Origin of the sequence: Micromonospora sp. WMMD1128 (genome assembly GCF_027497235.1) — a bacterium.
In the GTDB taxonomy this organism is placed as follows: Bacteria; Actinomycetota; Actinomycetes; order Mycobacteriales; family Micromonosporaceae; genus Micromonospora.
Map to the genome: position 1 here is coordinate 5,642,134 of NZ_CP114902.1, position 14,202 is coordinate 5,656,335.

18 protein-coding genes are annotated in these 14,202 nt (G+C 72.1%); 10 read left to right on the plus strand and 8 right to left on the minus strand.

Annotation, left to right across the window (positions count from 1 at the left end):
* Positions 1–43: 43 nt before the first annotated feature.
* The 3 genes from O7602_RS25220 to O7602_RS25230 all read right to left on the minus strand — a co-directional run bounded on the left by O7602_RS25220 (position 44) and on the right by O7602_RS25230 (position 1,796).
* On the minus strand, positions 44–667 hold the full coding sequence (locus tag O7602_RS25220) for an RNA methyltransferase (RefSeq protein WP_281585088.1): 624 nt from the start codon (positions 665–667) through the stop codon (positions 44–46).
* A gap of 36 nt (positions 668–703) precedes the next feature.
* Positions 704–1,195 (minus strand): hypothetical protein, encoded by a 492-nt coding sequence (locus O7602_RS25225; RefSeq protein WP_281585089.1) that lies wholly within the window; start codon positions 1,193–1,195, stop codon positions 704–706.
* A gap of 85 nt (positions 1,196–1,280) precedes the next feature.
* The gene (locus O7602_RS25230) at positions 1,281–1,796 is read right to left on the minus strand and encodes a MaoC family dehydratase (RefSeq protein WP_281585090.1); all 516 of its coding nucleotides are present in this window, start codon (positions 1,794–1,796) and stop codon (positions 1,281–1,283) included.
* A 544-nt stretch (positions 1,797–2,340) separates the two neighbouring features.
* Here O7602_RS25230 and trxA point away from each other — a divergent pair.
* From trxA to O7602_RS25245, 3 genes are all read left to right on the plus strand, one after another.
* Positions 2,341–2,703 carry a thioredoxin gene (trxA, locus tag O7602_RS25235; protein ID WP_281585091.1) on the plus strand — a complete coding sequence of 121 codons (363 nt, stop codon included), beginning with the start codon at positions 2,341–2,343 and terminating at the stop codon, positions 2,701–2,703.
* 140 nt (positions 2,704–2,843) lie between these two features.
* Positions 2,844–3,284, plus strand: coding sequence for a hypothetical protein (locus O7602_RS25240; RefSeq protein ID WP_281585092.1), 441 nt, complete (start codon positions 2,844–2,846; stop codon positions 3,282–3,284).
* Entirely contained in the window at positions 3,281–4,195 is a 915-nt protein-coding gene (locus O7602_RS25245; protein ID WP_281585093.1) for an MFS transporter permease, read from the plus strand. The genes O7602_RS25240 and O7602_RS25245 overlap by 4 nt, the downstream gene beginning before the upstream one ends.
* Before the next feature lie 45 nt (positions 4,196–4,240).
* On the opposite strand, the gene O7602_RS25250 is transcribed toward O7602_RS25245, so the two are convergent.
* Complete coding sequence (locus O7602_RS25250; RefSeq protein ID WP_281585094.1) at positions 4,241–4,660, minus strand: DUF393 domain-containing protein; 420 nt, start codon at positions 4,658–4,660, stop codon at positions 4,241–4,243.
* A gap of 91 nt (positions 4,661–4,751) precedes the next feature.
* On the opposite strand from O7602_RS25250, the gene O7602_RS25255 reads away from it, so the two are divergent.
* Positions 4,752–6,815 (plus strand): intein-containing Rv2578c family radical SAM protein, encoded by a 2,064-nt coding sequence (locus O7602_RS25255; RefSeq protein WP_281585095.1) that lies wholly within the window; start codon positions 4,752–4,754, stop codon positions 6,813–6,815.
* Positions 6,816–6,839: 24 nt separating this feature from the next.
* On the plus strand, positions 6,840–7,247 hold the full coding sequence (locus O7602_RS25260) for a CoA-binding protein (protein WP_281585096.1): 408 nt from the start codon (positions 6,840–6,842) through the stop codon (positions 7,245–7,247).
* Here the strand turns inward: O7602_RS25260 and O7602_RS25265 are convergent.
* Complete coding sequence (locus O7602_RS25265; protein WP_281585097.1) at positions 7,204–7,860, minus strand: TetR family transcriptional regulator C-terminal domain-containing protein; 657 nt, start codon at positions 7,858–7,860, stop codon at positions 7,204–7,206. The genes O7602_RS25260 and O7602_RS25265 overlap by 44 nt on opposite strands.
* An 87-nt stretch (positions 7,861–7,947) precedes the next feature.
* Here O7602_RS25265 and O7602_RS25270 point away from each other — a divergent pair, with 87 nt between their 5' ends.
* Positions 7,948–8,592, plus strand: a complete 645-nt coding sequence (locus O7602_RS25270; protein WP_281585098.1) for a hypothetical protein — start codon at positions 7,948–7,950, stop codon at positions 8,590–8,592.
* Between the two features lie 45 nt (positions 8,593–8,637).
* Here the strand turns inward: O7602_RS25270 and O7602_RS25275 are convergent, their stop codons facing one another.
* Positions 8,638–9,834, minus strand: coding sequence for an acyl-CoA dehydrogenase family protein (locus tag O7602_RS25275; protein ID WP_281585099.1), 1,197 nt, complete (start codon positions 9,832–9,834; stop codon positions 8,638–8,640).
* Positions 9,835–10,010: 176 nt separating this feature from the next.
* Here O7602_RS25275 and O7602_RS25280 point away from each other — a divergent pair, with 176 nt between their 5' ends.
* Complete coding sequence (locus tag O7602_RS25280) at positions 10,011–10,433, plus strand: DUF4190 domain-containing protein (RefSeq protein WP_281585100.1); 423 nt, start codon at positions 10,011–10,013, stop codon at positions 10,431–10,433.
* Between the two features lie 3 nt (positions 10,434–10,436).
* On the opposite strand, the gene O7602_RS25285 is transcribed toward O7602_RS25280, so the two are convergent.
* Positions 10,437–11,327, minus strand: coding sequence for an SDR family NAD(P)-dependent oxidoreductase (locus O7602_RS25285; protein WP_281585101.1), 891 nt, complete (start codon positions 11,325–11,327; stop codon positions 10,437–10,439).
* 116 nt (positions 11,328–11,443) lie between these two features.
* Here O7602_RS25285 and O7602_RS25290 point away from each other — a divergent pair, with 116 nt between their 5' ends.
* Positions 11,444–11,920 (plus strand): DUF4190 domain-containing protein, encoded by a 477-nt coding sequence (locus O7602_RS25290; protein WP_281585102.1) that lies wholly within the window; start codon positions 11,444–11,446, stop codon positions 11,918–11,920.
* 43 nt (positions 11,921–11,963) lie between these two features.
* Here the strand turns inward: O7602_RS25290 and O7602_RS25295 are convergent, their stop codons facing one another.
* Positions 11,964–12,920, minus strand: coding sequence for a CoA ester lyase (locus O7602_RS25295; RefSeq protein WP_281585103.1), 957 nt, complete (start codon positions 12,918–12,920; stop codon positions 11,964–11,966).
* 125 nt (positions 12,921–13,045) lie between these two features.
* Here O7602_RS25295 and O7602_RS25300 point away from each other — a divergent pair, with 125 nt between their 5' ends.
* Positions 13,046–13,870, plus strand: coding sequence for an SDR family NAD(P)-dependent oxidoreductase (locus tag O7602_RS25300; protein WP_281585104.1), 825 nt, complete (start codon positions 13,046–13,048; stop codon positions 13,868–13,870).
* A 40-nt stretch (positions 13,871–13,910) separates the two neighbouring features.
* A complete protein-coding gene (locus O7602_RS25305; protein WP_281585105.1) occupies positions 13,911–14,198 on the plus strand; it encodes a hypothetical protein in 288 nt (95 codons plus the stop codon).
* The last annotated feature ends 4 nt before the right edge of the window (positions 14,199–14,202 follow it).

Consider the following 14,202-nt stretch of genomic DNA (forward strand, 5'->3'; position numbering starts at 1 on the left):
CGACGATCGTGGGATTTCCGTCCCGGGGCACAACTGCGGAGCCTCAGTCCGGGGGCGGGCCGGCGTACGACCGGACCCACGCGTGCATGGCGATGCCGCTGGCCACGCCCGCGTTGATGGACCGGGTCGAGCCGTACTGGGCGATCGAGAAGAGCGCGTCGCAGGCCGCCCGGGCCACCGGGGAGAGCCCCGGACCCTCCTGGCCGAAGAGGAGCACGCAGCGGCGGGGCAGCACGCCCGTCTCCAACGGCCGGGAGCCGGGCAGGTTGTCGATCCCGACCACCGGCAGCCGCTCCCCCGTCGCCCAGGCGACGAACTCCTCGATCGTCGGATGGTGCCGCACGTGCTGGTAGCGGTCGGTCACCATGGCGCCCCGGCGGTTCCACCGCCGCCGGCCGACGATGTGCACCTCGGCGGCGAGGAACGCGTTCGCGTTGCGTACCACGGTGCCGATGTTGAAGTCGTGCTGCCAGTTCTCGATCGCCACGTGGAAGTCGTGCCGGCGCCGGTCGAGGTCGGCCACCACGGCCTCGCGCCGCCAGTAGCGGTAGCGGTCCACCACGTTGCGCCGGTCGCCGGCGGCGAGCAGCTCCGGGTCGAGGCGCGGGTCGTCCGGCGGGTCACCGGGCCACGGCCCCACACCCACGTCGAACTGGTCGTCGGTCACGGTCTGCAGAGGGTACGGGCCGGCGGCGGACGCTCCTCAGCGCAGGTCGAGCGCGCCACCCAGCCGGTCCAGGAAGCGTCGGTCGGCGGGGCTCACCGGGGTCTCGCCGGCCCGGCAGACCCGGGCGGCCACCGATTCCACCCACTGCCGGTACGCGGCGGAGTCGGCCGGATCGGCCCGACGGCGCAGCACCCGCACCGCGGCCCGGGCGGCGGCGAGCAGGTCCACCATGTCGGTGAGGCGCTCGACCCGGTCGGCGGCGCCGTCGTGGCGGGCGTAGATGGCGGTGACCACGGCACGGATCAGGTCGCTGTCGAAGGCCCGGCCGGCGGCCACCGCGTCCAGCCCGGTCAGCCCGGCGGCGACCCCCCGCGGCGGACGCCCCGGGCCGGGCGAGGCGGCTGCGACGAGGACCCGGCCCGGCAGGTCGGTCAGCAGGTCCCACTCCGCCGCGGAGTAGGCGGCGGAGGTGAGCGGCGCGGCGCGGCGACCGGCAGCGGACGGCTCGCCGGCGACGGAGTGGCTCATGGGAACCTCCAGCCCGAGCATAAGCCCCGGGAGGGGTCCGGCAGCCCCGTCCCCGCAGAACGGGAACGGGGCGTCGCGGCCCGGGTCAGCGCGGCTCGGGGAAGCTCGGGCGCTCGGGGTCGACGCCGTCGGGGACGGCCGCCACCGCGTACTCCCGTTTGGGGACCATGACCTTGCGGCGGAAGACGCAGACCAGCGTGCCGTCCTGGTTGTAGCCCCGGGTCTCGACCGCGACCACGCCACGGTCGGGCTTGGAGGACGACTCCCGCTTGTCGAGCACCGTGGTCTCGCCGTAGATCGTGTCGCCGTGGAAGGTCGGGGCGACGTGCCGCAGCGACTCGATCTCCAGGTTGGCGATCGCCTTACCGCTGACGTCGGGGACCGACATGCCCAGCAGCAGCGAGTAGATGTAGTTGCCGACCACCACGTTGCGCTTGAACTGGGAGGCGGACTCCGCGTAGTGGGCGTCCAGGTGGAGCGGGTGGTGGTTCATGGTGAGCAGGCAGAAGAGGTGGTCGTCGTACTCGGTGACGGTCTTGCCCGGCCAGTGCCGGTAGACCGCGCCGACCTCGAACTCCTCGTAGTAGCGGCCGAACTGCATCCTGGTCCCTTCGACGGGCGGCGATGAGTTCGGCACAGCATGCCTTACCGCTGGTTAAGGCGGAGGCCGGGGCGCTCGCGCGGCGGATTTGTCACACCGGGCGCCACCTGGGGGGAGACGCAATGAGCGGCGGGGCCCTCCCCGGCACCCGCCGCCCACGCTCTGATGTGAAAGATTCTGCCGTACGGGGGGCGATGCCAACAGAGACCGGCGTCACATTTATCTTTTCGTAACAATACTCACTGTTACCGATGACCCCCGGGTAAGCGATCTCCGCAGGCCGGATACCCCCTCGTCAGGCCCCAAGTTACCGCTTCATGGCCGGAACTGAGCGTGATCTCCCTGGAAACGCTCCCATCACGTCCCGTCACGCAAATGCGTCCTGCACTTGCGTACCGCACGGCCGGTGTGAACAGATAAACTTCGATGCGTTGGGGATCCCCCGGGCCCACCTGGCGTTTCGTCGCGCAGGTCACGGGAATTCCAGTGGATCGACCTTGGTTCCACCGGACGTACGGCAATCCGCGGTGATCGGAGAGACGCAATGGCAACGGTTGAGCTGACCACGGCCAACTTCGACGAGGTGACCGGGCGCGACGGCATCGTCCTGCTCGACTTCTGGGCGGACTGGTGCGGTCCGTGCAAGCGCTTCGCCCCCGTGTACGAGCGCTCCTCGGAGAAGCACCCGGAGATCGTCTTCGGCAAGGTCGACACCGAGGCTCAGCAGGAGCTGGGGGCCAAGTTCAACATCAGCTCCATCCCGACCGTGATGGCGATCCGCGACGGCGTGATCGTGTACGCCCAGCCGGGCGCCCTGCCCGAGTCGGCGCTGGAGAACCTCATCGAGCAGGTCGAGCAGCTGGACATGGAGGACGTCCGCAAGAAGCTGGCCGAGCACAAGCACTGAGCGCGACTTCCGCCGCCGACCGGTCCCACCACGGGGCCGGCCGGCGGCGTTCTCGTTCCCGCCGACCGGCGGACGGACAGTCAGAAATGGCCGACTGAGGGACAGTTCCGGACTCTTCACTCCCGTATCGTCACCAGCTGATGGAGACCTTGACCCCGCGCGGACGCACCGTCCGGCTGGCCGCCACCCTGGTCGGGCTGGCACTGCTGCTCCTCGGCACCGTGCGGGGCACCGACGACGACTTCCCGTTCGGGCCGTTCCGGATGTACTCCACCTCCGAACCGCCGGACGCGCCCGCGCCAGACACGCGGGTCGAGGGCGTCGACCGGACCGGCGCGGTGGTGCCCCTCGGCCAGGACGCCACCGGCATCCGTCGCGCCGAGATCGAGGGCCAGCAGGCCCGGTACGCCGCCGACCCGAGCCTGTTGCGCACCGTCGCCGAGGCGTACGCGGAACGCCACCCCGCCGCCCCGGCGCTGGTGGAGGTGCGGATCGTGGTCCGGTGGCACGACATCCAGGGCGGGCGGCCGACCGGCGAGTGGACCGACCGGACGGCGGTGCGGTGGGAGACCACCGGATGACCGCCTGGTTCACCGAGGCGGTGCCGCGCGGCCGGGTCGCCGCCTTCCGCACCCTGATCTACCTCTTCGTCGCCGCCGACCTGGTCGTCTTCACCCCCTGGGTACGCGCCCGGGTGGATGTGCCCGGCGACCTCTACCGGCCGCTGCTCATCGGCCGGCTGCTCCCGCTGCCCACGCCCGACCCCGCCCTGGTCGGCGTGGTCTTCTGGGTGCTGCTGGTGGCCTCGCTGCTCGCCGCGACCGGCCGGGCGCCCCGGCTGCTCGGCTGGACGGTCTTCGCGCTCTACCTCGAGTGGATGATCGTGGCGATGAGCTACGGCAAGGTCGACCACGACCGGTTCGGGCTGCTCGTGGCGCTGGCCGCGCTGCCCACCGCCGGTCGGGCCCGGCACGGTGACCCCACCCGCACCGAGGCGGGCGGCTGGGCGCTGCGGGTCACCCAGATCGCGGTCGTCTGCACCTACTTCCTCGCCGCCTGGGCCAAGTTCCGCTTCGGCGGGCTGGACTGGGCGACCGGCTCGGTGCTGGCCCGGGCGATCATCCGGCGCGGCACCGACCTCGCCGACCTGATCGCGCAGGTGCCCCACCTGCTGATCGTGGCCCAGTTCGGCATCCTGGCGTTCGAGCTGCTCAGCCCGTTGGTGTTCGTGGCGCCCGCCCGGTGGCGGCCGGCGGTCGTGGGTTTCTTCTACTCGTTCCATCTGGCGACCATCGCGACCATCACGATCTCGTTCGCCCCGCACCTGGTGGCGATGACGGCCTTCCTCCCGCTGGAGAAGGTCCGCCCGGTGGTCCTGGTCCGCCGCCTGCTGAACCGCCGCGCCGGCCGGTCCGACGGCACGCCGCCCGCGACAACCGTGTCACCGTCCGCCGCGCCGGCCATGTCGCCGCTGGCGGGCGAGTCGTCCTGACCGGCCAGCTCCGTCCTGACGGGCCAGCCCCGAGGTGCGTCGGGGTCAGCCGGTCGGGCCGGGGCGGCCAGCCGGGCCGTACAGCCGCTCCCGGGCCTCCTGCGGCAGCGCGCACGCGGCGGTGCCGCCGGGCAGGCGGTGGCGGTTGCGGGCCACCCAGCGGTACGCGGGCCAGGCCGCGGCGCGTACCGGCGGGAAGCGCAGCCCGCCCCCGGCGACGCGCCAGAGCGGCCCACTGTCGCCGAGCAGCCGGGCGATGGCGTCCGGCCCGGCGGCACGGGATCCGTCGGCACCCACCCACTGGACCGCCTCCTCGCACTCGGCCTCGGTCAGGCCCAGCGCCGCCAGGTCGGCGAACTGCCACGGGACCACCCGGGCGCCGGTGGGGATCCGGCGCTCGATGAACTGCGCGCAGCGGGTGCAGAAAGCGCAGTCGCCGTCGTAGACGAAGGTCGACGTCTCCATGCCTCCATCCTGCACCCGCGGCGGGAGCGGCGGCGGCCGGTGTCCGGCGCGTCACTTGCGCTTCGTTCGTACGCATGTTCGAATGTGACCCATGCGCTGGGACAACCTCTCCGCTCCCCCGGACGAGGGGACTCCCGACGAGGCAGCGCCGGCGGCTCCACCCCTGCCGCTGGCGCTGCCCGGCGCGGTGGCCCGCACGTTCGACACCCCCGAGTTCGCCGGCATGACGTTCTACGAGGTGCGGGCCAAGTCGATCATCAACCGGGTGCCGGGCCAGTCGCGCGTGCCGTTCGAGTGGACCGTCAACCCCTACCGGGGGTGTTCCCACGCGTGCACCTACTGCGTTGCCGGTGACACGCCGATCCTCATGGCGGACGGCCGGACGCGACCGATCAGCGAGCTGACCGTCGGCGATCGCATCTACGGCACCGAACGGCGCGGCGCCTACCGCCATTACGTCGTCACCACCGTGCGCGACACGTGGTCGACGGTGAAGCGGGCCCACCGGATCACGCTCGCCGACGGCACCACGCTTGTGGCCAGCGGCGACCACCGCTTCCTGACCGAACGCGGCTGGAAGCACGTCACCGGCGGCATGCGGGGTGGCGGGCGACGCCCCCACCTGACCACACGCAACCGCCTGCTCGGCACCGGTCGGTTCGCCGTCGCGCCGAAGCGGTCCACCGACTACCGCCGGGGCTACCTCCACGCGCTGGTCCGCGACGCCGGCCGCCAATTCCCTCTCGACGACGCTGATGCCGCTGACCTGCGCCGCCGCTTCCGACTGGCCACCACCGAGCCGGAGGTCTTGGAGCGCGCCGGGCGCTTCCTCGCCGACGCCGGGGTCACCGTCGAGTGGATCAACGGCGGGGTCGCCCGCCGGTCCACGACGGCTCGCACGGCCGAGCCGGCCGCCGTCGAGAGCGTCGCCGCGCTGGCCCGCCCGCCGGACGAGCCGACCGACGACTGGTGGCTCGGCTTCCTGGCCGGCATGTTCGACACCGCCGGCAGTTGCCGGCGAGGCGTGTTCCGGATCGGCGTCGCCGGCGACGGGAGCCGGCGCCGCACGGCCGCCGCCCTCGACCGGTTCTCCTTCCGGTGGGCGCTCGACGAACCGGGCAACCGCAACGCCGCGCGCCAGGTCCGGCTGACCGGCGGCCTGCCGGAGCGGCTCCGCTTCTTCCACCTGACCGACCCGGCGGTGACCCGGAAGCGCTCGATCGAGGGCACGGCGCTCAAGTGCGCGGCGCGGCTCCAGGTGACCGCCGTCGAGGATCTCGGCTTGGAGCTGCCGCTGTGGGACATCACCACCGGCACCGGCGACTTCATCGCCAACGGGGTGGTCAGCCACAACTGCTTCGCCCGCAACACCCACACCTACCTCGACCTCGACGCCGGGGCGGACTTCGACCGCAAGGTGATCGTCAAGGTCAACGCGGGCGAGCTGGTCCGCCGGGAGCTGGCCGCCCCGCGTTGGCGCGGCGCGCACGTCGCCATGGGCACCAACGTGGACTGCTACCAGCGGGCCGAGGGGCGCTACCGGTTGATGCCGCCGATCCTCGCCGCGCTGCGCGACTTCGCCAACCCGTTCTCGATCCTCACCAAGGGCACCCTGCTGCTCCGTGACCTGCCGCTGCTGCGGCAGGCCGCCGAGGTGACCCGGGTCGGGCTGTCCTACTCGGTCGGCTTCGTGGACGAGACGCTCTGGCGGCTGGCCGAGCCGGGCACACCGAGCCCACGCCGCCGGCTCGACGCGGTTCGCCGGCTCACCGACGCCGGCTTCCCGGTCGGGGTGCTGATGGCCCCGGTCCTGCCCGGGCTCAGCGACGACGAGGAGTCGATCGATGCCACCGTGGCGGCGATCGCCGCCTCCGGGGCCGCCGACCTCACCGCGTTGCCGCTGCACCTGCGCCCCGGCGCGCGGGAGTGGTATGCGCGTTGGCTGGCCCGCGAGTTTCCGCACCTGGTGCCCCGCTACCGACAGCTCTACCAGGCCGGCGCGTACGCACCGGACGCCTACCAGCGGGAGGTGACCGCCCGGGTGCGGATGGCGGCACGCCGGCACGGGCTGCACCGGGGCGAGGTCGGCGACAACCGCCGGCTGCCCGACGCCTCGCCCGCTGCCCCGGCCGCCGAGCAGCTCTCCCTGCTCTAGCGCGGCGCGCGTTAGGCTCGGGTGATGCGTTCCGCCCAGCAGCTTCTCGCCGAGTCCGCCGTGATCGCCGTCGTCGGGGCGTCCCGTGACCCGGGCAAGGCCGCGCACCGCGTGCCGCTGGAGATGCAGCGGCACGGCTGGCGGATCATTCCGGTGAACCCGACCGTGGACGAGCTGTTCGGCGAGAAGGCATATTCGACGCTTGCCGACATCCCGCACCCGGTCGATCTGGTGGACGTGTTCCGCCCGGCGCGGGACGCGGTCGAGGTGGTCCGGCAGGCGGTGGCGATCGGCGCGCCGGCGGTCTGGTTGCAGCTCGGGATCGTCTCCGCCGAGGCGCGCCGGATCGCCGAGGAGGCCGGCGTCGACTACGTCGAGGACCGGTGTCTCATCGTCGAGCGGGCCGCCGCCGGCCTGACCCGGCGCGACTGACCGCGCTCGGCTGCGGCTCGGGGCCGAAGAGCAGGTCGAGCTGGGCGTCGAGGGCGGCCAGCGCGGTCTCCGGCGGATAGTGCCCGCCGAGCAGGTGAATGCCGAGCCCTTCCATCACGGCGAGCAGCCCGACCGCGGCCCGTTCCGGATCCACCCGCCCGTCGGTGGCGAGCGGCGATCCGGCGGCGAGCTGACCGGCCACGAAGGCCCGCAGCGCGGCCGTGTCGTCGTGCAGCGCGGCGGCCACGTTCGGCCGGACCGCGGTGTACGCGAGGAAGGCCAGCGCCACCCGGCCGTCCGCCTGTCGCGCCTCGTCCAAGGGCAGCAGCTCGGCAAGCATGGCCCGCAGCAGCGCCCGGGGCGCGGGCGTCGGGCCGAGCGCCTCGACCGCCCGGCGCACCCGGGCCTCGTTGCGCTCGCTGACCACGGCGAGCGCGAAGACCATCATCTCGTCCCGGGTACGGAAGTAGTGCTGCACCATCCCGGCGCTGACCCCGGCCGCGGCGGCGACGTGCCGCAGGCTGACGGCTTCCAGCCCCTGTTCGGCCGCGACCCGCATCAGCGCGTCCGCGATCAGCGCCCGGCGTTCCCGGTGGTCGACCCGCTTCGGCATGCCTCCATGCTTTCACAATACGACTGCATTGACTCGTGCGGCGAACGCCTTTACATTACGACTGTATTGAGAAGAGGAGGCGGAGCGATGTGGCGGTTGGCGCGACGTGTGGTGGCGTACGAATGGGGCATGTGGCGCAGCCTCACCCGATGGGTGCTGCGTCGCCCCTACCCGGTGGCGCCGGACGCGGCGACGTTCGCCTACGTCGGCGGCGTGCAGCCGATCCTGCTGGCCTTCCTCGTCCTGTCCACGATCGAGATCCCGATCCTGGACGTGATCCTGCGACACACCGTCGACTCGCCGACGATCCGGCACGCCGCGATCGGGATCGGCGTCTGGGGCGTGCTGTGGATGGTCGGGCTGATGGCAAGCCTCCGGCTACACCCGCACGTGGTCGATGGCACCGGCCTGCGACTGCGCAACGGGACCTCGCTCGACCTCACGATCCCGTGGGACGCCGTCGCCGGGGTGTCGGTGCGCCGGCGGTCGCTGACGTCCAGCCGCGCGTACCGGTACGACGAGGACGACCCGACGGTGCTCAACCTCGGCGTCGGCAGTCAGACGGCGGTCGACCTGGTGCTGCGGGAGCCGCGATCGGTGCCGCTGCCGAACGGGCCGAGCACCGGAGTCCGGGAGATCCGGCTGTACGCGGACGACCCGGCGGCGCTTGTCGACCACGCCCGGCGGCAGCTCTCCGCCGCCGACCACGTCACGCGCCGCCCGAAGCGTTAAGAAGGGGCCCCGCCTCTACCAAAAGCGTTAAGCGGGGGCCCCGCCTTACAGCTTGTACTGCTTGAGGAGGCCGCGGGAGATGATGGTCTTCTGGATCTCCGAGGTGCCCTCGCCGATCAGCAGGAACGGCGCCTCGCGCATCAGGCGCTCGATCTCGTACTCCTTGGAGTAGCCGTAACCGCCGTGGATGCGGAACGCCTCCTGGACCACCTCGGCGCAGTATTCCGAAGCGAGCAGCTTGGCCATGCCGGCCTCGACGTCGTTGCGCTGGCCGGCGTCCTTGAGCCGGGCCGCGTTGACCATCAGCGCGTGCGCGGCCTCGATCTTCGTGCCCATCTCGGCGAGCTTGAACGCGATCGCCTGGTGCCGGGCCAGCGGCTGGCCGAACGTCCTGCGCTGCTGGGCGTACGCGACCGCCAGCTCGAACGCCCGGATCGAGATGCCGCAGGCGCGGGCGGCGACGTTGACCCGGCCCACCTCGATGCCGTCCATCATCTGGTAGAAGCCGCGGCCGACCTTCTCCTCGCCGCCGAGCACGCTCGACGCGGGGACGGTGACGCCGTCGAGCACCATCTCGGTGGTCTCGACGCCCTTGTAGCCCATCTTGTCGATCTTGCCGGGGATGGTCAGCCCGGGCGCGGTCTCGCCGAACCCGGGCTCCTTCTCCAGCAGGAACGTGCTCATGTTGCCGTAGACCGAGTCAGCCCCGGTGTCGGTCTTGACCAGGGTCGCCACCACCGCGGAGTACGCCCCGTTGGTCAGCCACATCTTCTGTCCGTCGAGGACGTAGTTGTCGCCCTGACGGACGGCCCTGGACTTGATCGCCGAGACGTCCGAGCCGCACTCCGGCTCCGACATGGAGAACGCGCCGCGCACCTCGCCGGTGGCCATCCGGGGCAGCAGCCGGGCCTTCTGCTCGGCGGAGCCGTGCTGGGAGATCAGGTACGCCACGATGAAGTGCGTGTTGACGATGCCGGAGATCGACATCCAGCCCCGGGACAGTTCCTCGACCACGAGCGCGTAGGTGAGCAGCGACTCGCCCAAGCCGCCGTGCTCCTCGTCGATGGTGAGGCCGAACAGCCCCATCTCGCGCATCCCGTCGAGGATGTCGGTGGGGTACTCGTCGGCGTGCTCCAGCCGCTGCGCGTGCGGGATGATCTCCTTGTCGGCGAACTCCCGCACGGTTTCCAGGATCGACCGCTGCACGTCGGTCAGGCCGGGTGTCTGGGCGAGTCGGGCCATGTCAGCCTCCGGGGTCGGCGCATTACTCATGGGTAACTGAACGCTCGGTAAGTATCGGCCCCGGGGCCGGCCGCGCCAAGGTGACCGGTCCACACAACCACTGTGAAAAGGTTCACCGCTGCCTGTAGCGTCCGCAAGAGAGAGGGCGGTTGACCTGCGATCGAGAGGGCGCGAGCGTGACCGACGAGCAGCCACCGTCGCCGTACGAGCGACCGTCGCCCGACGAGCCGCCGGCGCACGGCCAGCCGTACGGGCAACCGCAGTACGGGCAGCAACACCCGCAGTGGGGACAGCAGCCGCCGTACGCCCCGCAGCCGCCCTACGGTCAGTACGGTCCGTCGGCCGAGGGCCCGCGACCGTCCGGCGGCCCGAACGTGCTCGCCATCCTGTCGCTCGTCTTCGCGTTCGTCTTCGCCCCGGCCGGCATCGTCTGCGGCCACCTGGCCAAGCGGCAGATCCGGCAGACCGGCGAGGAGGGCGACCAGCTCGCCACCTGGGGTCTGATCCTCAGCTACGTCTTCACTGCGCTCGGGCTGCTGGCCTGCTGCGGCTGGATCGGCCTGGCGTTCTGGGCCAGGGCGGACAACAACGGCTGGTGACCGTCAGCGGAACTGCGCCTCCCGCACGCTGTTGCCGCCGTCGACCACGAGCATCTGCCCGGTGATGTACGACGCGGCCGGCGAACAGAGGAACGCGATCGCCGCGGCCACCTCGTCCGGCGTGCCGGGGCGACCCACCGGCGTGCCGAGGCCCTGCTTGATCTCGACCATGGTGGACGCCGCGGTGTGGATGATGCCCGGCGCCACCGCGTTCACGGTCACCCCGTCGGCGATCATCTCCATCGCCAGCGCCCGGGTCAGCCCGACCACACCTGCCTTCGCCGCCGCGTAGGCGGCCTCGGTGGGCAGCGCGTTCACCGGCCCGGCGGTGGCGGCCAGGTTGACGATCCGGCCCCAGCCCCGCTCGGACATGCCGTTGATGAACGCGCGGCTGGACAGGAACGCGGTGGTCAGGTTGCGGTCGATCTCGCCGCACCACTCGTCGTACGTCAGCTGGGCCACCGGCCGCAGCACCTCGGGACTGGCGCGGCTGGCCAGACCCGCGTTGTTGACGAGCACCTCGACGTCGCCGAGCTGCTCGGCGACCGCGTCGGCGAGCGCGCCCACCTCGGACTCGTCGGTGAGGTCGGCGACGAAGCCGGTCACCCCCAGCTCGCCGGCGCGGTCGTGGATCCGGCGGGTGGTCGACACGATCGCCACCCGGGCGCCCAGGTCGGCCAGCCGGCGCGCGGTCGCGTACCCGATGCCGTCCGCGCTGCCCGCGCCGGTGACCAGGGCGACCCGGCCGTCAAGCCGCATGGTGGCGGTCTCCGGGAGCGGTTCGGCCCGGTCCTGGTCGGCGGCGACCGGCGACTCCCCGCCGCGCGGGCGGCGAACCGACCCCGGCCGGCTCATGTCCCGTCGCGACCGACCCCCACGTGCGTCAAGTGCCATGCCGAAGATCCTGCCCGCTGTGGACCTTCCGGGCAATGCGGCACCCGGAACTCCGGTCCACCGGGTTACGCGGCGGTGGCTACCCTGACCGGACCACGCCTCTGGAGATGAAACTGATGACCTATCCCCCGCCACCCGGTGGTTGGCAGGACCCCGCGGGGGCCGGCCCGCACTCGACCCCGCCGGCCGACCCCTACGCGCCGCCGGACCCGTACGCGGTCGCCAAGTCGCCCTACGCGCCGCCCGGATACCCGTCGCCCGGCGGCGACCCGTACGCGGTGCCGGTCGGATACCCGCCGCCGTACCCCGGATACGTGCCGCCGAGCCGGACGAACACGCTTGCCATCGTGGCCCTGGTGCTCTCGCTCGTCGGATTCACCTCCTGCATCACCGCGCCGATCGGCGCGATCATGGGCCACGTCGCCCGCAAGCAGATCCGGGAGACCGGCGAGCAGGGCGAGGGCATGGCGAAGGCGGCCATCATCGTGGGCTGGATCCTCACCGGCCTGCTGGTCGCGCTGATCATCTTCTACATCGTGATGATCGTGATCGCCGTCAACTCGGGCAGCTCCAGCAGCTCCAGCAGCTACTGACGCGACCGGGCCGCCCCCGCGCCGGGGGCGGCCCGGCGCACGGTCACTGCGCGGGCGGGGTGAACGAGGAGGTACGCGTCATCCCGGCGGCCCGCCCCTTGGCGGCGATCACCAGCGCCATCTTGCGGGACGCCTCGTCGATCATCTCGTCGCCGAGCATCACCGCGCCGAGCTTCCCGCCCGCCTCGGACGTGGCGTAGTCGTACGCGTCGAGGATCAACTCGGCGTGGTCGTAGTCGTCCTGCGCCGGCGAGTAGACCTCGTTCGCCGCGTCGACCTGACCGGGGTGCAGCACCCACTTGCCGTCGAAGCCCAGCGCCGCCGAGCGCTTGGCCACCTCGCGGAACGCGTCGACGTCCCGGATCTGCAGGAACGGACCGTCGATGGCCTGCTTGTCGTGCATCCGGGCGGCCATCAGGATCCGCATCAGGATGTAGTGGTAGGGGTCGCCCGGGTAGTCCGGAATCAGCGCGCCGACCACGAGCGACCTCATGTTGATCGAGGCCATGAAGTCGGCCGGGCCGAAGATGATCGTCTCGATCCGGGGCGACGCGGCGGCGATGGCGTCCACGTTCACCAGCCCGGCGGCGTTCTCGATCTGCGCCTCGATGCCGATCCGACCCACCTCCAGGCCCAGCGTCTTCTCGATCTGGGTGAGCAGCAGGTCCAGCCAGTGCACCTGCTCGGCGTTCTGCGCCTTCGGCAGCATGATGCAGTCCAGGTTCGCCCCGGCGCCCTCGACCACCTCGATCACGTCGCGGTAGGTCCACGGCGTGGTCAGGTCGTTCACCCGGACCACGCGGGTCTTGCCGGCCCAGTCCCCCTCGTTCAGCGCGGCCACGATGTTCTTGCGCGCGTCCGGCTTGGCCAGCGGGGCGACCGCGTCCTCCAGGTCCAGGAAGACCTGGTCGGCGGGGAGGCCCTGGGCCTTGCCGAGCATCTTGACGCTGGAGCCGGGTACCGCGAGGCAGGACCGGCGGGGACGACCGACAGCGGTCATGGATGCGCTCCTTCCCGCGTCCGGCGGCGACACGCCGACGCGGCGGTGGATGTCGAGAACTTAACGATCCCAAAGGACGGGCTACGCCACGGTAACCTCGTGCCGTGACCGGGGTGAATGGACCTGTGGAAGATCTCACTGAGCGGCGGATCGTGGTGGTGACCGGCGCCAGCTCGGGCATCGGGCTGGCCGCCGCGGTGGAGCTGGCGCGCCGCGGTGACCAGGTGGTGCTGGTCGGCCGGGACCCGGCGCGGCTGCGCGCCGCCGGAGAGAAGGTACGCGAGTCCTGCGGCGAGCAGCCGGAGCTGTTCCGGGCCGACTTCGCCGTCCTCGACGACGTACGCGGGCTCGCCGAGCGACTGCGCGCCGGCTACGACCGGATCGACGTGCTCGCCAACAACGCCGGCGCGATCGTACTCGAACCGATCACCACGGTCGACGGCTTCGAGCTGAGCATGCAGGCCAACCACCTCGCCCCGTTCCTGCTCAGCAACCTGCTTGCCGACCGGGTCCGCCGGATGGTGGTGACCGGCTCCGACGCGCACCGCAGCGGCGTGCTCGACCCGGACGACCTGAACGCCGCGCTGCGCCACTACCGGCCGTTCCGCGCGTACGGCACCAGCAAGCAGGCGAACATCCTGTTCACCGCCGAGGCGGCCCGGCGTTGGCCGCAGGTCCCGGCGTACGCGTTCCACCCCGGCGTGGTGAGCACCCGCTTCGGCAACGAGAGCCGCCTGGTGGCGTTCGGCATGCGGCTGCTGCCGTTCCGCACCCCGGAGAAGGGCGCCGAGACGCTCGTCTGGCTCGCCCGCCAGGACCCGTCCCGACTGGTCAGCGGCGGCTACTACGTCGACCGTAAGCCGCACCGGCCGCGTCCCAAGGCGGCCGACCCGGCGCTCGCCGCCCGGCTCTGGACCGCGAGCGCGAAGGCCGTCGGCGTCGAGGGCTGAGGGGCACCGCGACGGTCGGCCGGCTGGGACACTCGACGCCATGACGACGGGGAACGAGGTCCTGCTGGTCGCGCTTGTCGACCTGAGCGCCGACGCCGAGGCCGGCCGGCGGTACGAAGACGCCGTGCTGGCCCTGCTCGACCGGCACGGCGGGCGGCTGGAACGGCGGCTGCGCACCGGCGACGGGGAGACCGAGGTGCACGTGATCCGGTTCGCCGCGCGGGCCGGGCTCGACGCGTTCCTGGCCGACCCGGACCGCGCCGCGCTCCGCGCCGACCTGGGCGACGCCGCTCCGACCACCCGGGTGCTCGAGGTCCGCGACGTCTGAGGCG